The sequence below is a fragment of the Acinetobacter harbinensis genome, assembly GCF_000816495.1.
GTDB lineage: Bacteria > Pseudomonadota > Gammaproteobacteria > Pseudomonadales > Moraxellaceae > Acinetobacter > Acinetobacter harbinensis.
This window is the reverse complement of record NZ_JXBK01000001.1, coordinates 529268-556141: the sequence shown is the minus strand read 5'-3', so window position 1 is coordinate 556141 and position 26874 is coordinate 529268. Positions and strand designations below refer to the sequence as shown.

The 26874-nt window shown below is 40.3% G+C and carries 20 protein-coding genes, 2 tRNA genes and 1 pseudogene; 9 read left to right on the top strand and 14 right to left on the bottom strand.

Features of this window, described 5'->3' with window-relative positions; translation table 11 throughout:
• Positions 1-439: 439 nt before the first annotated feature.
• From SE27_RS02590 to SE27_RS02575, 4 genes are read right to left on the bottom strand one after another with little or no spacing between them, the layout of a single operon-like run.
• Positions 440-1078 carry a hypothetical protein gene (locus SE27_RS02590; RefSeq protein ID WP_039620600.1) on the bottom strand — a complete coding sequence of 213 codons (639 nt, stop codon included), beginning with the start codon at positions 1076-1078 and terminating at the stop codon, positions 440-442.
• Between the two features lie 9 nt (positions 1079-1087).
• On the bottom strand, positions 1088-3472 hold the full coding sequence (locus SE27_RS02585; protein WP_039620598.1) for a hypothetical protein: 2385 nt from the start codon (positions 3470-3472) through the stop codon (positions 1088-1090).
• Positions 3469-3987, bottom strand: coding sequence for a hypothetical protein (locus tag SE27_RS02580; protein ID WP_227504623.1), 519 nt, complete (start codon positions 3985-3987; stop codon positions 3469-3471). The genes SE27_RS02585 and SE27_RS02580 overlap by 4 nt, the downstream gene beginning before the upstream one ends.
• Entirely contained in the window at positions 3968-7354 is a 3387-nt protein-coding gene (locus SE27_RS02575; RefSeq protein ID WP_039620594.1) for a type VI secretion system Vgr family protein, read from the bottom strand. Before SE27_RS02575 ends, SE27_RS02580 begins: the two co-directional genes overlap by 20 nt.
• A gap of 426 nt (positions 7355-7780) precedes the next feature.
• Between SE27_RS02575 and SE27_RS02570 the strand changes: the two genes are divergently transcribed.
• Complete coding sequence (locus SE27_RS02570; RefSeq protein ID WP_039620592.1) at positions 7781-9148, top strand: MATE family efflux transporter; 1368 nt, start codon at positions 7781-7783, stop codon at positions 9146-9148.
• Positions 9149-9339: 191 nt separating this feature from the next.
• Here the strand turns inward: SE27_RS02570 and SE27_RS02565 are convergent, their stop codons facing one another.
• Positions 9340-10206 (bottom strand): SDR family NAD(P)-dependent oxidoreductase, encoded by an 867-nt coding sequence (locus SE27_RS02565; RefSeq protein ID WP_039620591.1) that lies wholly within the window; start codon positions 10204-10206, stop codon positions 9340-9342.
• A 213-nt stretch (positions 10207-10419) separates the two neighbouring features.
• On the opposite strand from SE27_RS02565, the gene SE27_RS02560 reads away from it, so the two are divergent.
• From SE27_RS02560 to phoR, 3 genes are all read left to right on the top strand, one after another.
• Positions 10420-11115, top strand: a complete 696-nt coding sequence (locus tag SE27_RS02560) for a TetR/AcrR family transcriptional regulator (RefSeq protein WP_039620589.1) — start codon at positions 10420-10422, stop codon at positions 11113-11115.
• A 229-nt stretch (positions 11116-11344) separates the two neighbouring features.
• A complete protein-coding gene (gene phoB / locus SE27_RS02555) occupies positions 11345-12055 on the top strand; it encodes a phosphate regulon transcriptional regulator PhoB (protein WP_039620587.1) in 711 nt (236 codons plus the stop codon).
• 25 nt (positions 12056-12080) lie between these two features.
• The gene (gene phoR / locus SE27_RS02550; RefSeq protein WP_039620585.1) at positions 12081-13442 is read left to right on the top strand and encodes a phosphate regulon sensor histidine kinase PhoR; all 1362 of its coding nucleotides are present in this window, start codon (positions 12081-12083) and stop codon (positions 13440-13442) included.
• A 118-nt stretch (positions 13443-13560) separates the two neighbouring features.
• On the opposite strand, the gene SE27_RS02545 is transcribed toward phoR, so the two are convergent.
• Positions 13561-14208, bottom strand: coding sequence for a glutathione S-transferase family protein (locus SE27_RS02545; RefSeq protein ID WP_039623754.1), 648 nt, complete (start codon positions 14206-14208; stop codon positions 13561-13563).
• A 520-nt stretch (positions 14209-14728) separates the two neighbouring features.
• Between SE27_RS02545 and SE27_RS02540 the strand changes: the two genes are divergently transcribed.
• On the top strand, positions 14729-15991 hold the full coding sequence (locus SE27_RS02540; RefSeq protein ID WP_081406867.1) for a GGDEF domain-containing protein: 1263 nt from the start codon (positions 14729-14731) through the stop codon (positions 15989-15991).
• 386 nt (positions 15992-16377) lie between these two features.
• On the opposite strand, the gene guaA is transcribed toward SE27_RS02540, so the two are convergent.
• Complete coding sequence (guaA, locus tag SE27_RS02535; protein ID WP_039620583.1) at positions 16378-17946, bottom strand: glutamine-hydrolyzing GMP synthase; 1569 nt, start codon at positions 17944-17946, stop codon at positions 16378-16380.
• A 226-nt stretch (positions 17947-18172) separates the two neighbouring features.
• Here guaA and SE27_RS02530 point away from each other — a divergent pair, with 226 nt between their 5' ends.
• Positions 18173-18805, top strand: a complete 633-nt coding sequence (locus SE27_RS02530; RefSeq protein ID WP_039620581.1) for a DedA family protein — start codon at positions 18173-18175, stop codon at positions 18803-18805.
• A gap of 24 nt (positions 18806-18829) precedes the next feature.
• Here SE27_RS02530 and SE27_RS02525 read toward each other — a convergent pair whose 3' ends face one another.
• The 5 genes from SE27_RS02525 to SE27_RS02505 all read right to left on the bottom strand — a co-directional run bounded on the left by SE27_RS02525 (position 18830) and on the right by SE27_RS02505 (position 21681).
• A complete protein-coding gene (locus tag SE27_RS02525; protein WP_039620579.1) occupies positions 18830-19420 on the bottom strand; it encodes a LysE family translocator in 591 nt (196 codons plus the stop codon).
• Positions 19421-19634: 214 nt separating this feature from the next.
• The gene (locus tag SE27_RS02520) at positions 19635-20027 is read right to left on the bottom strand and encodes a hypothetical protein (protein WP_039620577.1); all 393 of its coding nucleotides are present in this window, start codon (positions 20025-20027) and stop codon (positions 19635-19637) included.
• 8 nt (positions 20028-20035) lie between these two features.
• On the bottom strand, positions 20036-20878 hold the full coding sequence (locus SE27_RS02515) for a ParA family protein (protein ID WP_039620575.1): 843 nt from the start codon (positions 20876-20878) through the stop codon (positions 20036-20038).
• Positions 20879-20965: 87 nt separating this feature from the next.
• Positions 20966-21358: a SirB2 family protein gene (locus SE27_RS02510; protein ID WP_039620572.1), complete on the bottom strand. Its 393-nt coding sequence runs from the start codon at positions 21356-21358 to the stop codon at positions 20966-20968.
• An 11-nt stretch (positions 21359-21369) separates the two neighbouring features.
• The gene (locus tag SE27_RS02505) at positions 21370-21681 is read right to left on the bottom strand and encodes a BolA family protein (protein ID WP_039620570.1); all 312 of its coding nucleotides are present in this window, start codon (positions 21679-21681) and stop codon (positions 21370-21372) included.
• Between the two features lie 235 nt (positions 21682-21916).
• On the opposite strand from SE27_RS02505, the gene SE27_RS02500 reads away from it, so the two are divergent.
• Both SE27_RS02500 and SE27_RS02495 read left to right on the top strand, forming a co-directional pair.
• A tRNA-Gly gene (locus tag SE27_RS02500) sits at positions 21917-21992 on the top strand.
• Between the two features lie 40 nt (positions 21993-22032).
• Positions 22033-22108: transfer RNA gene (locus tag SE27_RS02495), tRNA-Gly, on the top strand.
• Between the two features lie 290 nt (positions 22109-22398).
• Here the strand turns inward: SE27_RS02495 and SE27_RS13810 are convergent.
• A pseudogene (locus SE27_RS13810) lies at positions 22399-22494 on the bottom strand (helix-turn-helix domain-containing protein); the annotation flags it as partial.
• 56 nt (positions 22495-22550) lie between these two features.
• Here SE27_RS13810 and SE27_RS13590 point away from each other — a divergent pair.
• The gene (locus SE27_RS13590; protein ID WP_081406866.1) at positions 22551-23297 is read left to right on the top strand and encodes an IS5 family transposase; all 747 of its coding nucleotides are present in this window, start codon (positions 22551-22553) and stop codon (positions 23295-23297) included.
• Between the two features lie 108 nt (positions 23298-23405).
• Here SE27_RS13590 and SE27_RS02485 read toward each other — a convergent pair whose 3' ends face one another.
• Positions 23406-26753, bottom strand: coding sequence for a DEAD/DEAH box helicase (locus tag SE27_RS02485; RefSeq protein WP_039620568.1), 3348 nt, complete (start codon positions 26751-26753; stop codon positions 23406-23408).
• Positions 26754-26874 lie beyond the last annotated feature (121 nt).

The following is a 26874-nucleotide window of genomic DNA, read 5'->3' as shown; positions in this document are numbered from 1 at the left end:
AAAAATTTTTATAATATAAATAAAAATCCCCATTATTATCTTTTATATAGAATTCATCATGTACTGGTTCAAGTATTTTAAAGATATATTACCTGACTTATTTAAAGGCAATGATATTTCACACTTATTTGAGTCATCACAAACTTTGAATGAATAATATAAATCTACACTATTAGATCCAGGTTTATTTACATCCGCATTAACAGCACATGGACTTATCAACCCTAATATAGGAAAAATATATAATTTAATCATCATTGAATAATCTCTATATTCATAGCGCCCTCACCTGATAAATCTGCTAAAATCAACCCTAAAATAATCCCTTTATCTAAATTACCTTACCCAATGACTTAAATTTTCTATCTAAATTACTTACAAAGCTACTCGGTTTAAAAAATTATTTGTTACATATAATAAAACATTCTGAAAAATAATTTTATATCTTATTATATCCTAGTTGTACAATATCGAATTTAAATTTATTTTTGTCAATACTAGGGTCATTTCCAACACATCGCATTTCTTCTTCCTTACTTAAATCACTATTAAGAAGAAAAGATTGAATGCAATAATTTTTTAGTTTTGATTCATTAATATTATTGAATTTTTTGACTTCATTATCTAAAATTGGGAACTTCCCTCCCATCGTTACAAATAGAGTATTTTTATAATTATTCTTGTTATTTTCACCCCCAGATAAAAATACCAATTGTGCGGGACCTGAGCCTTCATAATTATCAAAATTTACAGCAATTAAACCCAATAAATACTCTTTACTTCCAAGTTTTTTAACACCTGTCATCAAGATTCTTGCCTGATCTTCTCCAGAGTAAAACAGCTTTAAATCCTTTTGGTTAAGCGGGTATTCATCTAATTTAATAAACTTATCATTGACTAATACTGTTTTTAAATCAAATGGCAACCTAATTTTCGTATATTCATTTACCAAAAGACTACTATTGACCTTTGATTCACTCATTTTTTGCGAATCTGAGCTTAGCATTTTATTTTCTGCTTTTTGACAAGCTACGAGTGAAAATAAGACTAGCAGAGGAATAAAAAATTTAATATGCATAATATGCCTTTATATATCCTGAATATTTGGTTGATAACCTTGTAAATGTAGATGATTATCATGATCGCCATTTATGAAAACTACATGTGGCAACGTTTTATTTGGCTGACCTTTTCTTTTCATTACTTGTGAACCAAATGCTTTATAGCCAAAAAGGTATAATGCATTTACAAATTTTACATTCGCACTCCAATCAAATCGATCTACTTGGCTTACTAGAACTGGTCCATTTTCATGACAACCACCAATTCCTAAATATCTAAAATCACCATTGATACCATTATAGTGCGACTCACTACCTACTGATCGCCCATCTCTGACACTAAATCCAGAGCCATGATAATAGCCATAATCAAGAGAACACATTGCACCAATAATCGCTGCGAATGCATCTCCTTTTAAATAATATCTATTCCGACCAGGTAGAAAAATATCCCATAAATATCCAACTTTACCATCTGGACTCTTGTATGACTTTAATATTCTCTGGTCAATCAAATAAACATTCCCACCAATTACGCTATTACCTTTTTTACGCTTGGGTGCAACTATAAACTCTGTTTTCCCTATATTATGTACTTGCCCGCTTTTATCATAATAAATATATTCAGCAAAACCCGTTGCAGCTTTATTCTCTCTCTTAATCTTACCATCAGAATAAATATGATATCGTGTTGTATCGCTTGTTGCTGATGATTGATTAGAAATTGTCGTCAGTGGTTTACCGCCATTTTCGGTATGAGTATTTTGTTGGGCAACCTTAGCAGGCTCTTGTTTAACTTCAGGCACTTTAGCTGGGGTTGGTGGCTTCGGTTTAGTTTCTGACTGAACAGTTTCAACTGTTTTTTGTTGTACAGTTTTTTGACCTACATCTAATTTTCTTGACTCTTTAACAAAACCTTCATTTATTCTAAATATTCTATATGGACTTACATTAATTACTCTAGCTTTTACTAATGAGTTTGAACCAACTCCAAAACCATAAACAAAACCAACTAACATTTTCAAGTTAATTGCGCCTGCAACATTTGTTTTTTTAGGAATTTGCTTACCACGATAAAAAACAGTTACAGAGGTATTCGTAACAATTTGATCATCTTTCTTTACAATCATCTGAAAACTATGAACTGGAAGGCCTACTTTTATTGTCTGATTAGATAGAGATTCATCAACTTTGAAATGATGAATTTTTTGATACTTCCCATCTCCAGAGACAGAAACCTCGATATCTTGGCCTATCTCAGCTGAAATATTGTGCTTTATGCCATTACCATCTGCTGAATGCTTTTTTATATTATTTTTATAGGTGAGAAAAAACCCCATATTAGAGATTGGCTTTCCAGTATCGGCTTCAACAATTTGTATATTGAAGCTCACATCTTTCTTATCAGCCGCTTTAGATTCTTCTGTAACACTCGGAGTTTGCTCATTTCTAATTTCTTGAGGCGTTTTATTGGCTTGTGGTTTTGGTTGAGGGGCACTATTTTGCTCTAAAACAACAGGCACTGATACCTGTTTTGTTAATTTTATCGTATAGCTTTCTTTCTTATCTTTTTGTTGTGTAATTTCAAGTGATTTCCCATCAACGATAATCTTTATTTTAGTGCCGGGATGTCTAACAATAACAGGAATTTTTCCTTCCTTATTTGTCTTGTAATCATTCGAAATTTTACCAATTTTACTATAATATTTACCTTCTTTATATTCTGACTCTATTATAATCTTTTTTTCCGAAACTGGATTCCCTTGCTCATCCACGACATTAATATACACTTTACGATTACAGCAATTTTCCAAGTCATAATGGGCAAATAGCGATATGTATTCACCAACCTTTGTACCAAAAGCATCAGCCTGATTTCCTACTCCTTGCACAAACTCCAAAACATATTTAGGGCCTTTTAAATGTGCTCCGGCAATACAGCCTGACTCAGTAATTTCAACGCCATTAATTCGGACACCATAAAATTCATTGACGTTCTGACTTCTTAATCTATTACAGAGTGTATTAATCCAGCTATTAAATGCTTTTATTTGAATAGTTCTGTCTTTTAAAAAAATACTTTTGGATGTTACATTGTCTAACCCTGTCCAACTTCCACTCCAATCATTGACCGAAAATGATTTCTGAAAAAGGCTGTCAGAATCATTACTAAAAGTATAAGGTGGCTTAAAATAACCCAAATCGAAAAGTGCACCTTCACCAAACTGAAAATAGCCAATAAAGCCATACCCAGCAGTTTTACTATTATGCACCTTTCTAGCAGTAAGGTTTGGATCTACGAGGTCTGATAAGATTAAATCTGATGATGACTCTCTTCGGGATACTGCATATATATATGCTTGTCTATCATCACCAAATGACTTGCCATTTACTGGAGAAACAAAACTCATAGTACCCCCTTTGATTCTTGATCAATTTGTTTAAATAGGATTAGAATTTTATTTTTTGTTTTTTCACTAATTTGTTTTGAAAATTTAATTTTATTTCCATCAAAATTTAGGCTCAGATCCTCATTAAGATTTAACATGACATTACCTAAGTTTTTACCATCATCAATAATATAAAATTTTAAAGGCTTATTTTTATTTGTTAATGAAATAAGTAAAAGATTTTGCTCTGAACTTTTGATATTCCAACATTCATCAGGAACATGTAACCAAGAACCTGTACTTAAATCTATATTATTTTGCTTTAAAATCTTCGATACAGGCGTCTTAATATCCTTACGTTGAAAACTGCATTTATCAGACTCAATATAATCAAAGCTAACCGTTTCAGCACCTATGGTACGCTTTGGAAATTCTTTGATAATCTGTGCATGACACAAAGGTACAAATAATAAAAAACATAAGAAAGAAAATATTGCTCTCATAATAATAAAGCCCTTACTGACCGAAACTGCCAAAATCTGCTTCTAAATCTTCATCACAAGATTCATTTTGATCTTCTATTGCACCATGATCATCTGCAGCGCCACAACACCCTTCACCCTCACATGCACTATGATCTGTAGTGTCTTCAACATCGTTTTTTATCACAATTAATTCTTTTAAATCTTCACTATCATGCCCAAGAATAATAGCTTCGACGTTATCAGCACTATCACTGAAAAAACGTTGTGTACGACCAAATTCATCCAAAATACCAATAAACTCAGTTTTTCGTGAGTGATTTATGAACTTAAATTTAACCTGATGTTTTAACTCATCTTTACTAAAAATATCGCCAAAATCAAATCTTCGACTAAATATTCCACTCTCAGGCATTTTCGGTAGTTCAGCATTTACAGCCGCCCCACCACTAAAAATATGCTGTCCCGCTTTACTCTCGAACTTGCCACCTGTTGTTACAAACACACCACTGGCATTAACTTTCAACTGAGAGCCACCCGCAGTTAAAACAATCTCTTTTGGACTGGTAATCTCAATTTTATCTTCAGTAGAGATTAACTTAATGACTTTTTTGGCAATAGCCTCTATCGCATCATCTTGAGCTTGAATCTGTACTTTTCCTTTTGCCGCATACGCACTTAAACCTTTCTGCGCGGCAAACAAACTAATTTTATCTTGCGCATGTGCCACAATATTTTTCTGTGCACTTAAGTTAATCGAACCTTGTGCGCTTTCAGCAATATCTTGCGAGGCTTGTAAAATAATATCTTCTGGCGTGGTTAAAGCAATTCCATTCGGGGAAGCTAACAACATGAGTGCTTGTCTAAATAGTTTGCCTTGTTGTAGTTTTTTATCATCACTACTATTTTCTAAACCTTGGGTGTAACCTTCCATAAAACCTTGCAATGAAGTTAATGCTTTGTTGGGCGTTACTTCTAATTTACTGCCTTTATTAAAGGTGCCACAGCTGCTCATCACATCAAAATCGTTTAGATCAACATTGGCAAGTACCTTGCCGACCTGTTGTAGGCTCGCAAAAGGGTTGGATTGAAGATTATCTTTTAAGCTGGCGAGTTTTCCTTTGATTACATCTGAACCGTGTTCCTGAACATTCTCAATAAATTCTTTTAAATTTTCGACAGCATCCTGAGCATTGCTAAAAAAGGTATTAAATTCATCAACAATGCCTTTGCTATTTCCACCCAAAGTACCGACATCACGAATAAAACCACCACAGTCTTTTAATGCATTCAGCGGATCATCACTCATGCTCTGTTTAAATAAATTAAGCGTGGTATCTAAAGCCTGACTGGTGCTTTTAAGCTCTAAAGATTGAAAAAATTTCGGCAAGCGATTAATCACATTGAGTGCATCCGTCTGCTGTTTAACCGCAATCTCACTGAGCATTTTCATGCTTTCATGCCCTTGGCTGAGTAAGGATTGTGCTTGCGCTGCGTCTAAATGATCGGCAACTGCTTGCTCTTGCGCATAGGTGCTAATCAACATGCCTTTTCCGGCACGAACTGCACCATACGCATCGGTTCTCAGCTCGAATCCTTCACCACGTCCATTACTGGTTTCTTTGTCTTTCGGATGACTTAAATTTCCTAAATTCAGTTGTGTTGCTGCATGACTGCTTTGCAATTGGGTGCTGATTTGTCCAGTGCTATCATCAAAACGCAGTTGGTTAAAGCCTGCGCCATTAACTTCTTGTGAGCGAATACCACTGAGTTTTTTGGTGTCGGGTAATTTGCCTTTAATATCAAACATGGTCTGATGACGATCAGCCTCATGAATACGACCCGTGACAAACGGTCGATCCACATCGCCCTCAAAGAAATCAATCACCACAATTTCACCAATCCGCGGATGAAAACGCGCACCATAACCGGCACCCGCCCACGGCGTCAGTACATCGACCCATGCAGAGTCAGTATCGTTGTCATTGCTGCCTGCCCCGCCATCATGCGCGTGGTCTGCACCTTGGGTGAATAAAAAGCGGACTTTAATGCGCCCCCAAGCATCGACATAAATTGTTTCACCGTCAGGCCCTACCACTTTGGCACGCTGCGGATAGGCTGCCGGTCGATGCTGTAACGGATCATATTCTGGCACCACTGCAATATAACGGCGCACTACGTGTAGTATATTGGCTTGACGCTGGTCATTGTTCATCTGCCAATGGCTGGCAGTTAATAAGCCATCCACCAAATGTAGAATATCTTTGGGGAGATTGTTTTGCTGATAAAACTCTTTGCCTAAAATCAAAAATTCTTTATCTGCACCTGCATGTTGATCAATTTCTGCGTGACCGATTAACTCGAACCAATAGCCGACTTGCGCATCACGGACACTGCTGTACGCGGTAAAATATTTAGACTGTAAATTTTGATAATGCGAGAGCTGTTGGCTGATTTTTTCCAATTGCTGCGTGCCAGAATCAGTGGCCTGATCGGCACCGCTTAAATCAGCTGTCCATGCCGGACTGATACTCCATGCCTGCTCTAGACTTAAACTTTCATTGTCTTGAACCGCACTGTGTTGATGATGACTCAGTACACTATTCGACTGATCTTGTGACAAACTATGCGCTTGCCAGCGCTGCAATTGAACAGCCGTCGCACTTAAATGCCGTTCAGCCACAAAATGAGTAATGCTGTCTAAACGCTCCGTGGCATCACTGCGATGGAAACGAATTGAGCGACGACTTAACGGCGTATAGTGCTGATTGTCATCAATTAAGCGTAATTTTTGTGCGTCAATGGCAGCTGATGCATGCGCCACAATCTGTTCAGTTTCATCAATCAGCCAATTGATGCCCTCACTGCGCCACAGTCGAGTCAGAAATGCATAATCTGTTTCATTGGCCTGCATCACAAATGGCCGAATATCATACTCGCGGCTTAGGCCTTGCGTATCCAGCGTTAAACTAGCTGCAAATAAAGCACTTTTACTTTGCCATTCTTTAAACAGAATTTGAGTGATCTCAACCACTGTTTTACTCATAAATACACGACTGTTGCGGCGCTTATGCCACAGCGCTGTAGCATCTTCAATCGTTAGCTTATAAATGCTTAATGCACCATCACTTTGACCTTGACTGGCGCCAGTCACAATACCGGTCATACGAAACAGCGCACCCAAATCCGTCACTTGGTCTACCGCCACTTGCACCCCAATAAATTGCTTTAAGGCAATAGAGGCATGGGTCGACAAACAAATCAGTTCGGCCTGAGCACCCTGATTAATACGATGCTGCCCTTCAATTCTTTGGATAAAGACCTGATGGTTCAGTACCTCATGAGAAAAGTGTATATGTAAGGCGCGCTTTTGCAGACTTAAGCCCATTGCCTCAATCAAGCTATGAATATTTTTTAACATAATTTTTTATTTTAAACAGATTGTTTTAATCAGTAGCCGCATTCTAGGAAATGTGGTTTTTTTAGTCTAGTGTTTTTTGATTAAAGGTCATTAAAAATCATAACAAACTGAAAAATTTAAGTTATTTGGTTTATATATTTTAAATCAAGAGCGTATACATCAGCTTAATTTCAACACAAAAAGCCAAATAAAACACTGAAAAAACAAAATAAGCGCTCTTTAGCACAGTATATTTCATTAATAACGACATCAAGCTAGATGGTTTTTTAAAGCCACAAAACATCAGCAGCAACGAGCAATTTTAGAGCTACATGAATAGATCGAGCAGATGTTGCGTTACCGAAACGCTAAGGCTTTTTTAAGTTAACTCCGCTAGTCTGAGAAGAGTTTTAAATCACCATAAATATCCCTTTTACAGGACATTCGATGCCTCAACCTCAAACGCTGCTCAATCAACAAAAGCTATGGAAAACCTTTTTAATTTTCCTGTTGCCATTGATTGCAACCAATATTTTACAAAATCTATCCGGAACGATTAATACCGTTTTTGTCGGACAGATGATGGGCGTTAACGCCATTGCCGCCGTGGCGATCTTTTTTCCCATTTTGTTTTGTTTAATGGCTTTTGTCATTGGACTCTCTGCGGGCGCAACGGTTCTGGTGGGGCAAGCATGGGGGGCGCAGAATGTCGAAAAAGTACGCTGTGTGGTTGGTTCAACTTTATTTATGACCCTGATTGGCGGTACGATTACTGCACTACTCGGAGTGGTTTTTGCCAAGCATATTTTATTGGCCTTGGGTACCGATCCAGACGTCATGCACCTGTCTTTACCCTATGTGCAATGGATGTTGGCCGGTAGTCCGCTGCTGTTTATTTATTTAATCTATACCTCTATTTTACGTGGCGTCGGGGACAGCACCACGCCACTGATTGCCTCCGGCATGACCATTTTGATTGGTTTGTTGATCACGCCAATTTTAATTGCGGGTTATTTTGGTTTTCCGAAAATGGGCATTGTGGCACCTGCCATTGCCACGATTACCGGTTATTTTGCGGTACTGATTTTTTTAGCAGTATATTTAAATAAAAAAGACCATCCGTTAAAACCGGATCGACATTTACTCGGGCATATTCGCCATCATCCTGAACTGAGTAAAATTATTCTGCGCTTGGGAGTTCCAACCGGTATTCAGATGATCACCACCTCGATGGCCGGTTTGGTCATTGTCGGCTTAGTCAATCGCTATGGCTCACATGCCACCGCGGCGTATGGTGCGGTCAATCAGGTACTCAATTATATTCAATTTCCGGCATTGTCGATTTCGATTGCCGCCTCTATTTTTGCCGCCCAAGCCATTGGTGCAGGAAAATCGGATTTATTGGCCAAAGTCACCCGCACCGCGCTGACCATGAATATCTTAATCACGGGTGGCTTGGTGGCGTTGGCTTATCTATTTTCTAAATATCTGATGGCTTTATTTATTACCGATCCCGAGGTGGTGGCTTTGGGGCAGCAATTACTGTTTATTGTGTTGTGGTCGATTATTTTCTTTGGTGCCAGTTCCATTTTCGCCTCCATCATGCGCGCCAGTGGTACTGTCACTGTACCGATGCTGATTAACATTGTGGTTATTTTAGCCATCGAAGTGCCGTGTGCCTATCTATTTAGTCAATGGTGGGGTTTAAAAGGGGTTTGGTATGCTTACGCATTGGCCTTTGTCTGCTTATGTGTATTGCAGGGTTTGTATTACCAATTGGTTTGGAAGAAAAAAACCGTTATCGCTTTAATTTAAATGCGAAAGCATGCTAAAGCCGGTTGATGTCAGGTCGCGTATTGGCTTGATCCGCTTTCAAGATTAAAAACGCGGTCATTGCTGTTCAGCCGATTGATACAGCATTAATCCAATGCAGCGCTTGCGGATGAACGAGGTTAGGCAAATGCTATTAAAAAAACCCGCTATAGCGGGTTTTTTAGAGGCTAACTTTAATCGATTTTTGGACTTCTTTTGCCTTTCTTACTTTTTTTACTCCAGCTATTTGCCAAGCTGATAACACGTTGATAACCGGCAGGTAGAATACGCTGAATCAGATCAATCGCTTTGGCATCATTGCCAATCAAGACACGGCGCTTGTCTTTTTGTACTGCTTCAAGAATTTGACGCGCCGCTTCTTCTGGCGGACAGCGTAATAATTTATTAAATGATTTGGCCGAGCGCTCAGGATGCATGCCTAAACTGCGAATGCTGTCATTCATTTTGGCCGCATTGGCAATATTGGTGCGAATACCACCCGGATGTACGCATAAAGCACTCACCCCACAATTTTGCATATCTAATTCTTGACGCAAGGATTCGGTAAAGCCGCGTACTGCAAATTTGGTGGCGTTATAGGCCGACTGGGTCGGCTGCGCGGTTAAGCCAAATAGACTGGAAATATTAATCACATGCCCATCACCAGTCGCTTTAATCAGCGGTAAAAACTCTTTGGTGCCATACACCACGCCCCAGAAATTGATATTCACAATCCATTCGAGTTCTTCATAAGAGGTGCCTTCCACCGTCGAGCTTAAGGCCACACCGGCATTATTAAAAATCATATTGACGGCGCCATGCGTGGTGACCGTATCGGCTGCCCATTGTTTCATCGCTTCGCGATCTGCCACATCCAATTTTTGTGTGCTGATGCGTACTGGCGTGTCTTGCAGTAAGGCAAGCGTTTGTGCCAAGCCTTGTTCATTCACATCACTTAAGGCCAAATGACAGCCTTGCTTTGCCAACAACAGCGCCAATTGCTGACCAATCCCAGAACCCGCGCCGGTAATTGCCGCGACTTTATTGTTAAAATTTTTCATTCCCGATCCTTAGTCAATTTTTACGCTCATCGTTCCATGCTGATAATACTGACATGAACAACCTGAGGCCGCAGTTGTTAATATAATTTTGACAATACATATTGTCAATATAAGATAACCTGAAAAAGCTGACTGTAGGTTCAGCCTCACGAGAATGCTAAACTGTGGCTTACCAAGGACAAAATTCTGCTGTGAATGGGACATACCATATTAATGACTGAAGCTCAGGATCATCTGGCCGCATCTAACAATGTGTCAAAAATCAAAGAACGACAATTCAAAGGCTTATCTTTAACCGAGCGCAAACACGCACGCCGTGAAAAATTGATTGAAGCCGGAATTGAAGCCTACGGAACGCATGGTTTTTTTGCCGTCACGGTCAAAGATATTTGTATAGAAGCCAAATTGACCGAACGTTATTTTTACGAATCTTTTAAGAAAAGTGATGCCTTGTTCCACACCATCTTTTTAATCTTGATTGATCAACTGCAACAGAATGTGATGCAAGCCATTATGCAGGCCTCATCCGATCCGCAAAAAATGATTGAAGCCGGTTTAAGGGCGCTATTGACCACCTTAAAACAGCACCCAAAAATGGCACGGATTATTTATATCGATGCCATGCTGGTACAAGAGCTGCATAATCAAGCCACCATTTACGAGACCATGTTACGTTTTGATCGTATGATTCAAGCCTTTGTCATGCTGATGATGCCGCATATTCAGCATGATGAGCAAGAAATCTCTCTGGTTGCCACCGGACTCAATGGCTATGTCACTCAAATTGCCATTCGTTGGGTGGTCAGTGGTTTTAAACAGCCGATGGATGAAGTTTTATCCAGTTGTAGTATCGTGTTCTTGTCATTATTTAATACTTTTTCTGAAAAAGAAAAAATAGCCAAAAAATAGCATCAAGATCCGACTTACAGATAAGAAATGGACAATGCTTTGAATTGATTAAACTTATCTGACTGATTTATTTTAAATTCTGAATTTAATCACTTTAATTCAAGCCCATTTATGAGTAAATTATGCATTCAGCCATTTTTGCCATGATACTGTCATAATTAATCTTTGTAATAAGCCTGTCATAAATACAACAACGGTTCACCGTTAACATCAAATAGGATATTGCGCTGTGAAAGATGACTATGTATTAATCGTCGATGACGAACTTCCGATTCGAGAGATGATTCACACCTCTTTAGATATGGCAGGCTTTCAGTGCTTACAAGCCGAAGATGCCAAACAAGCCCATCAAATGATTGTGGATCAGCGTCCTGCAATTATTTTACTCGATTGGATGTTACCCGGTGGCGTCAGTGGCGTCGATCTGTGTCGGCGCTTAAAACGCGATGAAAGTTTAAATGAAATTCCGGTGATTATGCTGACCGCGCGCGGTGAAGAAGACCATAAAGTGCAAGGTTTAGATGCCGGTGCTGATGATTACATGACCAAACCCTTTTCAACACGTGAATTGGTCTCGCGTATTAAAGCCGTACTGCGCCGTGCCAATGCCTTAAGTGGTGAAAAAACCATTGATGCCAATGGCTTAATTTTAGATCCAGTCAGTCAACGCGTAAGCTTTGGCGATAGCATTTTAGAAATGGGACCGACTGAATATCGTTTATTGGCATTCTTTATGACCCATCCTGAGCGTGCCTATACGCGTGCACAATTGCTCGATCAAGTGTGGGGCGGCAATGTCTATATTGAAGATCGTACCATTGATGTGCATATTCGCCGCTTACGTAAAGTCTTAGAACCCTACGCGGTTGATCGCTATGTACAAACGGTTCGCGGTACTGGTTACCGTTTCTCCACCCGCACCGATGCTGCTTTAGGTTAGTTCTTTTTTAGGTCAATTGTATTTTATGTATGAACCCTACCCCGTTCCGGAACTTGCACAGGAACATAAAAAATTCCGCTATAGCAGCTTATGGACTTTTGCCAAGCAGGATTTACGCCAACTGCTATTTTTACTGCTGATTGCAGGGTTGGTAGGCATTGGGGTTGGCTATTTTTGGGTTTTTATTTTTATTGCCCTCAGTTTATTTTTTGTGCTGCAACTGCATTCTTTGTATTTGGTCAATGAGTGGATTTCCAATCGGCCCTACGATGTGCCGCCCAATTTAGATGGAATTTGGGGAGCATTATTGTTTAATGTTTACCGTGCGCAGCGGCAAGAACGCATTGTGCAAGCTGAAATGGTCGGTCTGATTGATCGGGCGCAATCCTCTTTGGTGGCGTTGGCCGAAGCAGTGGTGTTAATTGATGAATTACATCAAATTGAATGGTGGAATCCGGCTGCAGAAAAATTACTTGGTATCCAACCGCTAGATCGCGGGCGTAATATTCTCACCATTTTACGCCAACCCAGTTTTATCGAATATTTTAATCATATTGACCAAGCGCCGGATGGCTTAAAAATGAAATCCTCGGCCTTTGAAGATCATTATGTGCAAGTCAAACTGACCCGTTTTGGTGGAGAAAGTCGGCTGTTGGTAGCCTATGATGTGACGCGCATGCACAATCTAGAAGAGATGCGTAAAGACTTTGTCGATAATATTTCACATGAACTGCGTACGCCTTTAACTGTTCTGAGTGGCTATATTGAAACCTTTACCGACCAAGAAGAGTTAAATCCACGCTGGAAACGCGCTTTCGATCAAATGCAATCCCAAACGCGGCGCATGAATGCGTTGGTCAATGACTTATTATTGTTGTCACGTTTAGAAAGTAACAAACAAATTGCCAAAAATCAGATTATTGAAATGCCCAGTCTGATGAACCAATTGTTCGATGACGCACAAGCTTATAATGTCGACTATCACCACACCTTAAATTTAGATATCGACAGTCACTGCGATTTAATTGGCTCAGACATGGAACTGGCCAGTGCTTTTAGCAATCTCATCACCAATGCCATTAAATACACGCCCAAAGGCGGCACCATCACCATGGGCTGGCATGACGATGGCGAGCATGGTATTTTTACCGTCGAAGACACCGGAATTGGTATTGATCCGAAACATCTGCCGCGCTTAACCGAACGCTTTTATCGGGTTGATAGTGCGCGTAGCCGGCAAACAGGCGGCACCGGTTTGGGGCTAGCTATTGTCAAACACGTCTTGATGCAACATAGTGCTTATTTAGAAATTGAATCCAAAGAAAATAAAGGCTCGATTTTTAAAGTTATTTTCCCCAAAGAACGACTCTATCAAATGAGTGAATAGCATTTTTACGAATACTCAATCACTCCAGTGCGACAAAAAGCCCAAAATTTGATAGCGAAAATTTTGGGCTTTTATCTGTGTATTTTTCAGCGATGAACTTTTTATCACGTCAATAGCTTTAAGCCAAATTTTGTTCTTTTAAGCGCGCTTTTTCAAAAGCAGGGCGCTGCGCCAAACGCTCAATATAGGCACCAATCTGTGGATATGAACCTGAAATACGCGATTGCATGGCCTGTAGCGGAAACCACAGTTGAATATCGGCAAAAGAAAATGTTCCTGCGACATATTCATGCTGCGCTAAATAATCTTCTAAATAGGCAATATGATCGCGTAGACGCGGTTGAATAAAATTGCTTTTTACCCCCGCGGTAATTTTTTCTGCCACCGGTTTAATCAGCCATGGTACTTGCTTGGGTACCGTATTCATCACCAATTGCATGACCAATAACGGCATTAACGAACCTTCGGCATAATGCATCCAATAGCGATATTGCTGCTGCTCAGCAGGCTGCTGAGGTTTAAATTTATGCGCGGTATCATAAGTTTCTTGCAGATATTGCAAAATCACCGCAGATTCAGCAATCGTCTGCTGATCATCGGTTAATACGGGGGCTTTTGCCAGCGGATGAACCTGTTTTAATTCAGGCGGTGCAGCAAAGGTTGCTGTACGTTTATAAAATTTGACCTGATAATCCAACGCCAATTCTTCTAATGCCCATAAAATACGAAAAGAACGCGATTGGTCGAGGTGATGCAGTGTAATCATTTTTTTAATCTCTTTAAGCGGACGTTTGATGCGCATAGCTGCGCTTATGCGACAAAATTGTGCTGTATTTTTAGTTTGTCGTAGCTTTTATCTTGCTGGGTTGAATTGAGGATGAAATATAACCTTATTCCAGCATATCTTAAGTACAGACTTTTTCACTGATTTAATTTGCAGCTGGGTCTGCAATATAAAGTCAGCTATCCATCCCTCTGTTTTTGAGCATTTTTTCAATCACAAAGCATGATTTTCTGAGGGTAAACGCATTAAGAGCATTTTAGTGCATGCATTGACTGTATTTTATAGCTGACAAGACGGCATAATTGCTACAATTTTTACGGGGTAAAATATCGTTATATCCATTATTAGTCAGTCATATTGAGACGCTATTCATATGAATAGTATCTATAAATAAAATTTTGTCACAATTATGTTAATTATTGATACTTAGTCTTATATACAGAATAGGTTACTGCCCCTATGATTGCTGTTTTACTAATCCCACATAGAAAGGGGTATCTCCATGTTTAACGGAGATCAAGAACAACAACAGCCCAGTGACGCCAGTTTTACATCATCTGAGGTACAGAGCGCTACCCCTACTACTGCTTTTATTCTGCCCGAACAATTGTGTACCGCAAGCAATCACAGACTGATCGTACAGGCATTAAAAAAATCTATTACCCGTATTCCAAAAAAATTTCAGCACTACTATTTAGAGTATCAAAATACCCATCAGCGCGAATTCCTCAAATACGTTAACTATATGGGCCAGTTACTTTTTTTAAGCTATTTTGTGATGGACTGGCTTTTGTTGCCCGATATTGTGTCGCAATCAGCCATCACACGCTTAGTATTGGTGGTGATCGCGATGCTGATTAATTTATTTTTATTCCGCTATTGTCAGAATATTAAAATCTTAGACAGTTTGATGCCGACCTATTGTGCAATTGCAGCGGCCTCTTGGCTATATTTACTGTCGTTGTCACAAAACCCAATTGTCGATACCTATATTTATGCCGCATGTATGTTTATTTTATTGGGAAATTTATGCATACAGGTCTCCTTTCGCTACTCTGTATTTACCTCGCTGCTGATCAGCTCGGTGACTTTTTATGGCGTTTTTAATTTAGTCCAAGGGCCAGAAGCCCTTTCATTTGTACTGATTTATGGCTCTATATTGGCGCTCAGTATGTATATCAGTTGGAATAATACCGCCAACTCCAAACGTAATTTTCTACGCGTCTTATTAAATGATTGGAACTATTATGCGCTATCTGAATTGGCACATACCGATGAATTAACACAATTAAATAACCGTCGTCAGTTTATGCAGCGCGCTGAAAAGGCCATCCAAAAATGGACCAAATACAATATGGCCTGCTTATTGATGCTGGATATTGATTTTTTCAAACAGATTAATGACACCTATGGCCATGATGTGGGCGATGAAGTTTTACAAATATTGGCAGAAATTACACGTAAAGAAATGCGCTATACCGATATTTTGGCACGCTTTGGCGGAGAAGAGTTTATTGCACTTTTGCCCAATACCACTTTAAATGAAGCCGAAGCAATTGCCGATCGCTTATGTCAAAAAATTAAAAACCATCAAATTTGTATTGATGATAAGTTCTTTTTTAACTTCAGTGTCTCCATTGGTGTGGCACAACTTAAACCGCATGAAAAAGACTTAAATTTATTGATTAAAAATGCCGATATTGCGCTCTATCAAGCCAAGGAAAATGGACGTAATCAAGTCGCGGTATATAGCTGCGACGCATAATAAATTTTACTGATAAAAAAACATAGTAACCATAAAACGATCCATCACAGCAGTAATTCATAAAAAAAAGAGCGCCTAAGCGCTCTTTTTTTTATAATCTTTTTACACGGCTCAAATATTTTATATCAGGCTTAAAACCGGTACTTTAAACCATACTCATAGCATAAAACTGGCAAGCAGCTGCTGCTTGAAATCCAGAACTGGGCGAGCCTAGCCCTTACCGTAATTTAGGCACGAAGCAGTGCTTCGTGAAATCCCTCATTGCCGCAGGCCTAGCCTTTGGCGTAAAACTGGCAAGCAGCAATGCTGCTTGAAATCCAGAACTGGCGCGAGCATAGCTCTTACCGTAATTTAGGCACGAAGCAGTGCTTCGTGAAATCCCTAAATTACTCCCATTCAATCGTTGCAGGTGGCTTAGAAGACACGTCATACACCACACGTGAAACCTCTGCAATTTCATTCATGATACGGGTTGAAATTTTGTCCACCAAATCATAAGGAAGATGGGCAAAGCGCGCAGTCATAAAGTCAACGGTTTCAACCGCACGTAATGCAATCACCCATGCATAACGACGACCATCACCCACCACACCTACCGATTTAACCGGTTGGAATACGGCAAATGCTTGTGCAGTTTTATCATACCAACCACTGGCACGCAGTTCTTGCATAAAGATATCATCGGCTAAACGTAGAATATCTGCATATTCTTTTTTCACTTCACCCAAAATACGCACGCCCAAACCTGGACCTGGGAATGGATGACGATATAGCATTTCATGTGGCAAGCCTAAAGTGGTGCCTAAACGGCGCACTTCATCTTTAAACAAATCACGAATTGGCTCCACCAATTCAAAAGCCAAATCTTCTGGTAAGCCACCCACGTTGTGATGTGATTTAATCACATGCGCTTTACCATTTTTGGTGGCCGCAGATTCAATCACGTCTGGATAAATTGTGCCTTGTGCCAGAAAATTCACGCCATCAAGATTACGTGCTTCTTCAGCAAAGACACCAATAAATTCACGACCAATAATTTTACGTTTTTTCTCAGGATCTACTTCGCCTTTAAGCGCCGTTAAGAAGCGCTCTTCAGCATCAGCACGAATCACGCGGATGCCCATGTTTTTTGCAAACATGTCCATCACTTGTTCGCCTTCGTTTAAACGAAGTAAACCGTTATCGACAAATACACAGGTCAATTGGTCGCCAATAGCACGGTGTAAAAGTGCAGCCACCACCGATGAATCGACACCGCCAGACAGACCCAAAAGCACTTTTTGATCACCAATTTGGCTACGTAGTTGTTCTACGCGTAGATCAATAATATTTTCAGAGTTCCACAGATTACGACAACCACAAATACCATGCACAAAGTTAGACAATAACTCTGCACCTTTCGCGGTATGGGTCACTTCTGGGTGAAACTGTACGCCATAAAAACGACGTTTTTCATCGCTAACCGCAGCAAATGGGCAACTTGCAGTACTGGCAGTGACTTGGAAACCGTCTGGAATAGCACTGACTTTATCACCGTGGCTCATCCAAACATTCAGTTTGTTATCGCCATCGTTTAAGTCAGCTAAAAGTTGGTCACGCACCAAAATATCTACCGCAGCAGAACCAAATTCATGCACTGTACCGGGTTCTACTTTACCGCCCAGTTGTTCAGACATGGTTTGTAAGCCGTAGCAAATCCCCAAGATAGGAACACCTAAGTTAAAGACCACTTCAGGTGCGCGCGGACTACCTTCTTCATGCACACTTTCAGGACCACCAGACAAGATGATGCCATTCGGATTAAATGCGCGAATGTCTTGTTCAGACATATCATAGGCATACATTTCAGAATAAACACCAGCTTCACGTACGCGACGTGCAATAAGCTGGCTATATTGCGAACCGAAATCCAAGATCAGGATGCGGTCTTCAGTGATTTGAGTATTGGTAGTCATGACAAACAACTATGCAAGGCAAACGAAATAAGCGCTATATTCTAGCATTTCTTCGCACATTAAGCACACTATTCAGATGAGGCTTTCATTCAATTGATTGCATTCTGTTTTAAGCTGATCGCGCTGTTGTATAGCAGATGACAATACGGATTTATTTAATTTTTTATACTGACTTTCATGCCCCAGACTGATAGCATTTCAGCATATTTTTGCTGCCTGTGACCCAATGGAACTGTTTGATTTTATATTACATGTAGATGAGCATCTGCTTGAGTTTATCACCCAGTATGGCTTATGGGTGTATGCCATTCTGTTCTTGATCATTTTTGTTGAAACCGGTTTAGTGGTCATGCCCTTTTTACCGGGTGACAGCTTATTGTTCGCTGCAGGTGCCTTGGCAGCCTCAACCGGTGCGATGAACCCTGTGGTTTTAGTGATTCTTTTATTCGTTGCCGCAGTACTGGGCGACACACTCAATTATCACATTGGAAAATTCATCGGGCCACGGGTTTTTGAAATGGAATCACGCCTGATTAATCGACAACATTTAGATTACACGCAAAAATTCTTTGAAAAGCACGGCGGTAAGACCATTATTTTTGCCCGCTTTGTGCCTTTTGCACGCACCTTTGCGCCATTTGTGGCCGGTGCTGGGCACATGAATTATAAATTCTTTTTAACCTATAATTTGATCGGTGCAATTTGTTGGGTCGGCTCGTTTGTGACACTGGGCTATTTGTTTGGCAACATGCCAATTGTGAAAGACAATTTCACCTATCTAATTTTTGGCATCATTATTATTAGCGTGCTACCGGGTATCGTGGGTTTTATCCGTCAAAGACTTAAAAAACGTGGCTAAATAAGCGTAGAAAAAGCGTTGAATTTAGAAAAAGCGTGCAACCACTGGCAGCATACACAGCAGCAGCAACATAGCCGAACCTTTATATAAAAGCGCGGTTTTAATTTGTTGCAGCTGGCCACCCAAAATCACTCGACCAAACGACATCCAAAACAGCACACTCGGCAATAGCACCAAACTAAAAATAGCAAAAATTAAAACAAAATTGCTTGGACTATGCCATGTTTCTGGAGGAAACACGCCCGCTGCAAACAGCAAGGCTTTGGGATTCTTTAAGGTTGAGAAAAACAATTGCACCGGACGAATAGAACGATGGCGTTGACTATGCTTTTGTAAGTGCGAGGACTTCCACAAATGAAAGGCCAACCAAAAAACATACAGCGCACTTAAAATATGCAACAGATGAATTAAATGCGGCCACGTCGGGCTACACAAATGGATCAATAAAGCCCATAAATTAATGGCATAAAAATAGCCCAACGACTGTGCTGGAATAAATAAACTGGTTTTGGGGATACCTTGTTGATGCGCAGAGCTCGCAAGTAATGCATTGGTCGGTCCAGGAATCATGAGCACCGCAATCATTGCCAACACAAAAAGCCAACTCTCAATCATAAGTACCCAATATCAGCATTCAACAGGGGCACACCTTATATGAAAGTTATAAAAACTAACAAGTACTTCCTTTAAAAAAAATAATTTTAAATGGCTTTTTTTCGTAACAAAAAAACTCAACCCTTTAATAAATATTATTTTTCCTTGAAACATTTTGCTAAGATTTAATCACTCTGTAGGCCATTTAGACCAAAAAACAGAGTGACTATTTGCGCTATTGTGTAGTTTTATTACGAACAGTTAACGGGCAGTTCTTAAATTGGGCGGCCTGTACGATGGCTTCTTGCTCACCTAACAAGCGTGCCAGTTCAGTGTTTTTGGTGTTAGAAGATTGCCCCATATTCACCGATACACTTGGACCAATTCCCCAACCTCCACGGCTGCCCCATCCTCCACCCAGTCCAACGCCAACTCCTACACCGCTACGTTTGGGTGCTTGCACACCACGGTCGATATAGTACTGAATACGGTTATATTCACTTTGTAATTGTGCACAGTTAAAGGCTTGATATTGCGTAGGAGAAATATACGTGGGCTTAACGGTTGTCGCACAGGCAGAGAATAAAACCACACTGCCCAGTACAAGGCCTAGATAACGTTTTTTCATCACAGATCTCAACGGTTATTTTGCTCAATTTCATTGAACAACGATTGATAGGCTTGCGTCAATTTATGATCCGTAGCCAAATGAATCAGTGGTAGATTTTTAAGATGTGATTCCTTCATGATAATCGAAGGTGGCAACATACTATTCAGCACTGGCAACTGCTCATCTTTCAACTGCTGCACCACTTGGCGCGGTAATTTGGCTTGCGCTTGATATTGATTCACCACAATTCCTTCAATTTCCAAAGCGCTGTTGTGATCATCCTGCGTCTCAATCACATTTTCAATCAAGCTGTGCAGTGCACGCTTAGAAAATACATCGCAATCAAATGGAATTAACACGCGGTCGGCAGCAATTAATGCCGACAAAGTAAAAACATTAAACGCAGGCGGTGTATCAATATAAATGCGCTCATACTGCGCGGACATCTGTTGCAGTGCATCGCGCAATTTATAAATTTTATGTTTGGCCTCTAAAGCATGCGCCAACGTACCCAAAGTGGGACTGGCCGGAATGACAGACAAATTCGGAAATGGCGATTGATGCACATAACTGTCTAAGCCTTTACTGCGCGTTTTTAAAAGAGAACCGAGCGCATTGCCAAGCAAGCCTTTACTTTGATTGCTGTTTAACACCTCTTCAAAATAGTTTTCAATATTGGGCTGTAATGCCGGACGATCTGCCGCATAAATAGCTTCCTCACCCAATAAATATTGACTCGAATTGGCTTGTGGATCCAGATCAATAAGTAACGTTTTAAAGCCCTGATAGGCACTGATCGCGGCAAGATTAACAGCGATACTAGACTTCCCCACCCCACCTTTTTGATTAAACACCACACGTGTCAGCATTAAAAGTATCCTCTGTATTTTATTATTTGATTGATGTGCGCAAGTTTAACCGATAGGCTTTTTATTACGCTGTGGTATGTCGAACAATCAACCGAAAGTTGGCTTCACAAGCACCAGAATCATAATTGCCAGCAAAGCCACCACGGCGATGGCCAAACCTGCACGGCGTTGCGCCAATAAAATACTGTCATCTTTTTTATAGGCTTTGATTAACGAGGAGAATAACACCACAAATAAAAGAATCTTGGCATAAAACCAAGGCGCTACCGTAAAGTTTTTAAGAAATAAGGCCATAATACCGGTCACGATAATCATGGTCATGCTCAAATGTTGCAGCATGACAAAAAGCTTACGTGCAATCGGATTGGGCTGATTGCCTTGTACACCCACGAATAAAGTAAAACCTCGAGCAATGACCACCACTGCTAACAGCAGTGCAGTCGTCATATGCACAATTTTGATCGTCAGTTGCATCTCCATTTTAAAGTCCTTTATTCAGATTTTGGCGCATGCGCACATTCAGGACTGCTAAGCGCTTGGCCTTGCCACTCTGAAGGCAATAAAGCATGAATCGCCAGTGCATGAATTTTGTTTGGCGCGAGTAAATCACCGGCTACGGCATAAATTTTTTGATGACGCTGCACTAAACGTAAGCCTTGAAATTGCTCACTGACTAAAATAATTTTAAAATGTGATTCTTTACCAGGGAAATAACCGCCATGCCCTGCTGATTCATTGGTCACCTCTAAATGCAGTGGGGATAAAACCTGTAGGCGTTCAATCAATTGTTGTTCTAAATTCATGATGTCACTCGTAAATAGTTCAATAGCTCAGTTTAGTATAGCCTGTTCTGCTTCAATCTTAAGTCCGTCGATAAACAAATCCATTGACCTATTAGGTAGTCATTGCACTGACATGCCGTGTTATCACGATAAAACCGCATTACTTGCGTCAAAATGCTTTTATTTTATGCAATTGATACAAGTTTTTTCACAAAGGGATTGACCACATTTTCACATCCTGTATTATACACGGCATGCGGGAATAGCTCAGTTGGTAGAGCATAACCTTGCCAAGGTTGGGGTCGAGAGTTCGAGTCTCTTTTCCCGCTCCAAATTTTTTAGTGTAAGTTTTTATTAAAAACTGCTCAATAAGCGGGAATAGCTCAGTTGGTAGAGCATAACCTTGCCAAGGTTGGGGTCGAGAGTTCGAGTCTCTTTTCCCGCTCCAAATTTAAAAAGGCCCTTATCGTCAGATAAGGGCCTTTTTCTTATTGATTTTTAAAAGTATTTTATTTATTTCTACTCAACCATCGGATGTATTGTGATGATTTCTCATGACCTCATCCTTTGGCTTTGTGACCAAAATGTGCCCATCTTTTATAAATGATCTTAAATCACCTTAAATTTTCTTAATTTACTTATAAAAAAACGCCACCATCCTTGCCGCTGATTATTCAGTTTTTCCTTATGCTTAAATTTGTGACCACGGCTCTTTTTTTGTGACCATTTGTGACCAAACTATTCTTCAATATCATGATCTTTATTGTTTTTTTCAAAAACAAATAAATCCCCAACTTCAATATTCAAATGATCACAAATTCGATCAATTGTATCCTAGGGCGTGTCATCAATTACCTTGAGGAAAACCACCTTGTCCCCATTATACTTTTATGACTAAACGCTATGCCTTAAGAGATGATCAATGGGAACAGATTAAAGATCTGTTACCTGGACGAATGGGTACTGTTGGAGTAACGGCCAAAGACAACCGACTATTTGTTGAAGCAGTATTGTATCGGTATCGTTCAGGTATCCCGTGGCGAGACTTACCAGAACGCTTTGGTGATTTTAGAGTCGTGCATACTCGTTTTAGCCATTGGGCTAAAACAGGTGTGTGGCAGAGGGTCTTTGAAGTGCTGTCACATGACAGTGATAATGAATACGCCATGTTAGACTCCACCATTGTACGTGCTCATCAACACAGCGCTGGGAAAAAAAATCAGGCGATTGGACGCAGTAAAAGTGGCTTAAGCACCAAAATTCATGCCCGTACTGATGCTTTAGGCAAACCAACAGGATTTTATCTCACTGATGGGCAGGTCCATGACTTAAACGGTTCAGATGTGTTGCTGGACTTATCGTTGAGCCAGACCTGGCTTATGGATAAAGCCTACAACTCCAGGGATCGGGTCATTGCTCCAATTTTAGCGGCGAAGGGTCAAATTGTGATGCCAGCGAAAAGTAATTCTATTGATCAGCGTGATTATGACCGACATCTCTACAAGGCAAGACATCTGATCGAGAACTTTTTTGCCAAGCTCAAGCAGTATCGTGCTATTGCTACACGCTATGATAAATTGGCTCAAAACTTCTTATCAGCGATCTACTTGGCATCAACAATCCTCTGGCTTAATTGATGACACGCCCTAGATTGAGTGGTCTAATTAACGGAACCACATCAATTCCTGATAATAAAGTTTATTTAATTTACAGTCTCGACAAAAAGACTAGCCAAAAATAAAATACTAAAATTTTTCAAACAATTTCATCAGATCATTTTCCGTAAGTTTCGCTTCGCCCTCATGATCGGTGCTTAGAATAGACTGTGCCAATTCTGCTTTATTTTTCTGCAAGGCAATAATTTTCTCTTCTATGCTTTGATTGGTAATCAGCTTGTACACAAATACCGGCTTGTCCTGTCCAATCCTCCATGCACGATCTGAAGCCTGATCTTCAGCAGCAGGATTCCACCATGGATCATAGTGAATGACCGTATCTGCGGCGGTCAAATTTAAGCCTACACCTCCAGCTTTAAGGCTGATTAAAAACACAGGCACTTGTCCAGACTGAAATGCTGTAATGACTTCATCTCGTTTTTTGGTCTTTCCAGTCAGTTTGACATAGCCAATTTCTGCGTGATTGAGTCGCTGCTCAATCAATTCCAACATTGAAGTAAACTGAGAAAAGATGAGAATTTTTCGTCCCTCTTCCACCATCGGGACGACCATATCCATCAACTGTTCAAGTTTGGCAGAATGTGCCTGCCCGATTTTAACTGAATCCAGTTTCAGTAAGCTAGGATGACAACAGACCTGACGTAGTTTCAACAAGGCATCTAAAATTTGAATTTGACTACGTTTAAAGCCTTTTTCTGCCACAATTTTCTGAATGTTTTCCTGCATCGTGGCGCGAACAGCCTCGTATAGCTTGGATTGCTGTTCATTCATGTCAATATTGACTTCAATCGTGGTTTTTTCAGGCAATTCTTTGGCGACTTCAGTTTTCAAGCGACGTAAAATAAAGGGTTTAATGCGGCTAACCAACTTTTGCCTTAGCTGCTGATCACCACGTTTTTCAATCGGATGACGGTATTTTTTATTAAAGATTTCTTGTGAATATAAAAATCCTGGCATCAGAAAATAAAATAGTGCCCACAGCTCACCCAAATGATTTTCCATCGGGGTACCGGTTAGACACAGACGATGTCGCGCTTTTAATTGCCGTACCACCTGTGCGGCTTTGGCACGAGGATTTTTAATATTCTGTGCTTCATCCAAAATAAGTTGATGATACGCATATTGACTCAGTTGATCTTCATCTCTCGCCAGGAGCGGATAGGTGGTTAAAACAATGTCATATTGCGGAATCTGTTCAAAATACTGATGTCGGTCCGGCCCTTGTAGCAGCAGCACCTTGAGCTCAGGGGTAAATTTTTCCGCTTCTTTGAGCCAGTTATGCATCAGCGATGTTGGCGCAACAATTAAGGCGGGGCTGTCCTGCAAATGTCCAGCCTGCTTTTCCATGAGCAAATGCGCTAAAGTTTGTGCTGTTTTGCCCAGGCCCATATCATCTGCAAGAATCCCGCCATGCTGGGTTTCCCTTAAAAACTGTAACCAGCCTAAGCCCTGCTGCTGGTATGGACGTAATTCCCCCTGAAAACCTTTTGGTGTCGGCAGTTGTTGCTGATAGCCCTGTTTGAATTTCTGCGCAAATTGCTGCAGCCGGTCACTGACCTGCCATGCCATCCCAAGATGATGCTGTAACTCTATTAGTTGACTCGCATCATAGCGATCCAGGCTACGTTCATCCTGCTGTAAAATACCGCGGAGATGCAACAATACCGGCTTGATGTCCCTGACCGACAGAGCCAAATCGGGTTTATCCAACGCAGTTTTCAGGGTAAAAATTTGAGTGTCATCAAGATCATTAAAAGCCTGCGGATTAAGTAAATCAGGCTGCTGTTGCACCAGAACGGCAATCGCATCGAGCAGGTCATAGCAATTGCCTGCACTGTCCTGAACGGTCGCCCCGATATTGAACCAGTTCTGCTGGCTTTCAGATTCAGTGATGGAAATATTTAAATTTTCAACATATTGCAGGTTAAATGGGCTGTGTTCCAGGTGCTCTATCTGCCACCCCATTAACTCAATTTGATTGATTGGCATTAGTTGCTTGATCCAGTCTCCGTAGAAAGCAAAAACCATAGAATCGAGACGTTGTTTATCAAGTTTTGATTGCTGGTAATAGCTAAGATCTTTCACCCAACCCAGTGATGCGACTAATAGCTGTAAACGCTGGATTGCCTGTTGTTCCTGAATTAAATCTCGAAGCTGTCGCACCATTTTGCCATGCTGCTCACCGATAAAACTGTCACCTGATGTACCCGCTTTTATTCGTCCGCCTGCATAGGAGAATTCAATTTCAGCACAAACAGACTCCTCCAATTTCCAATCAAATTTATCTAAAACACCAAAGCGTAAAATTGGCTGGGGGCTGCCGGCAAGGACCTCAACACTCTGAATAGACTCGGACTGAGGCAGATTCTGCACGTTTAAATATTGATGAGTAATATGTTCAAACTCAGACAATAGCGTGGATGGAAGATCAGGCATCTGCAAAAAATGGTAGAGCAGATTTGCCGTATATTCGCCATATAATTGACCCACCGTGTTCTGTCGAATATCGACATAACACGGTGGCTGGCTAGCGAGAATTTGAATATGTGGATTTGATTTTAAATCGAGTCGAATATCGCCATTGACCAATTCAATGCTTAAATGCTCCGTCTGTTTTTTGACACCTTGTTCCCATATAAATTCGATGTTATACCCTTGTTCTGACCATTGAAGTGCAGCATGGCTCTTTTTTTGCCAGTAAACATCACCACTTTGAATAAAAGATTTGAAGTGCTCCAATAAAATCCCGGAGATATTAAGATTGCTCTGATAAAAGCGTTCGTCGCTGTTTATTTTGGCGTAATAATAAACCTGGTTAAATAATTTTCGTTTTTGTTCAGGTAAAGTCAGATGCTTTCTGGTGATATTTTCATATTGCATATAATCACTTTCACCGGCAATCGAGCCATTTTTATTGCGTCTGGCCTTCTGCACCACAAGGGTCAATTTCTTTGAGCTGACAGACTGATTTAACAGGTAAATTAAACACGTGTTTGTTTTGGCAGATTGCTCAGGTTCAGTCTGTTGTAAATACCGTTTAAAATCATTCAACCAGCGTTGCGCCTGATTATACCCCTGTTGGCGGTTTGCGATTCCCTGTGGGGATTGAGATTCAGCATAACGCTGCTGAAATTCTTGGCGATATTCTTGAAAGAATAACCGTGCTAAAGCAGCAGCATGTTTACAGTCATATCCAACCGGACAAGTGCAGTCGTCATCGATTAAACGGTCTTTTTTAAGATTATAGGTAATTGCAGTATCGTAATAATCCGTCCCTTCAATTTGGGCATACATCGTGACATCGTCTTTTTCCTCAAAGAACTCAATCGTTTCCCTATCAATGTGTTTAGCGTAGCTAAGACTGCGCTGAATAGTTGCGGTACTAAAGCGAGATAGAAAATTGATCAATGAAGACATGATTACCAGACACTAAAAATGTTTATACAATTATAACGGACAAAGCTGTCATTTCAGAACAGTAGCCGAGCTGCTCAACCTGAGCATAAATTGGACTCACTCAATAGGAATATTGTGAGTA

Coding starts and splice junctions, on each gene's coding strand:
- SE27_RS02560 (WP_039620589.1), top strand. CDS start 10,420: ATGACTGAAGCTCAGGATCATCTGGCCGCATCTAACAATGTGTCAAAA.
- SE27_RS02520 (WP_039620577.1), bottom strand. CDS start 20,027: ATGAAAAAACGTTATCTAGGCCTTGTACTGGGCAGTGTGGTTTTATTC.
- SE27_RS02545 (WP_039623754.1), bottom strand. CDS start 14,208: ATGATTACACTGCATCACCTCGACCAATCGCGTTCTTTTCGTATTTTA.
- SE27_RS02485 (WP_039620568.1), bottom strand. CDS start 26,753: ATGTCTTCATTGATCAATTTTCTATCTCGCTTTAGTACCGCAACTATT.
- SE27_RS02540 (WP_081406867.1), top strand. CDS start 14,729: ATGTTTAACGGAGATCAAGAACAACAACAGCCCAGTGACGCCAGTTTT.
- SE27_RS13590 (WP_081406866.1), top strand. CDS start 22,551: ATGACTAAACGCTATGCCTTAAGAGATGATCAATGGGAACAGATTAAA.
- SE27_RS02585 (WP_039620598.1), bottom strand. CDS start 3,472: ATGAGTTTTGTTTCTCCAGTAAATGGCAAGTCATTTGGTGATGATAGA.
- guaA (WP_039620583.1), bottom strand. CDS start 17,946: ATGACTACCAATACTCAAATCACTGAAGACCGCATCCTGATCTTGGAT.
- SE27_RS02590 (WP_039620600.1), bottom strand. CDS start 1,078: ATGCATATTAAATTTTTTATTCCTCTGCTAGTCTTATTTTCACTCGTA.
- SE27_RS02575 (WP_039620594.1), bottom strand. CDS start 7,354: ATGTTAAAAAATATTCATAGCTTGATTGAGGCAATGGGCTTAAGTCTG.
- SE27_RS02505 (WP_039620570.1), bottom strand. CDS start 21,681: ATGAATTTAGAACAACAATTGATTGAACGCCTACAGGTTTTATCCCCA.
- SE27_RS02530 (WP_039620581.1), top strand. CDS start 18,173: ATGGAACTGTTTGATTTTATATTACATGTAGATGAGCATCTGCTTGAG.
- SE27_RS02525 (WP_039620579.1), bottom strand. CDS start 19,420: ATGATTGAGAGTTGGCTTTTTGTGTTGGCAATGATTGCGGTGCTCATG.
- phoR (WP_039620585.1), top strand. CDS start 12,081: ATGTATGAACCCTACCCCGTTCCGGAACTTGCACAGGAACATAAAAAA.
- SE27_RS02565 (WP_039620591.1), bottom strand. CDS start 10,206: ATGAAAAATTTTAACAATAAAGTCGCGGCAATTACCGGCGCGGGTTCT.
- SE27_RS02515 (WP_039620575.1), bottom strand. CDS start 20,878: ATGCTGACACGTGTGGTGTTTAATCAAAAAGGTGGGGTGGGGAAGTCT.
- SE27_RS02510 (WP_039620572.1), bottom strand. CDS start 21,358: ATGGAGATGCAACTGACGATCAAAATTGTGCATATGACGACTGCACTG.
- SE27_RS02570 (WP_039620592.1), top strand. CDS start 7,781: ATGCCTCAACCTCAAACGCTGCTCAATCAACAAAAGCTATGGAAAACC.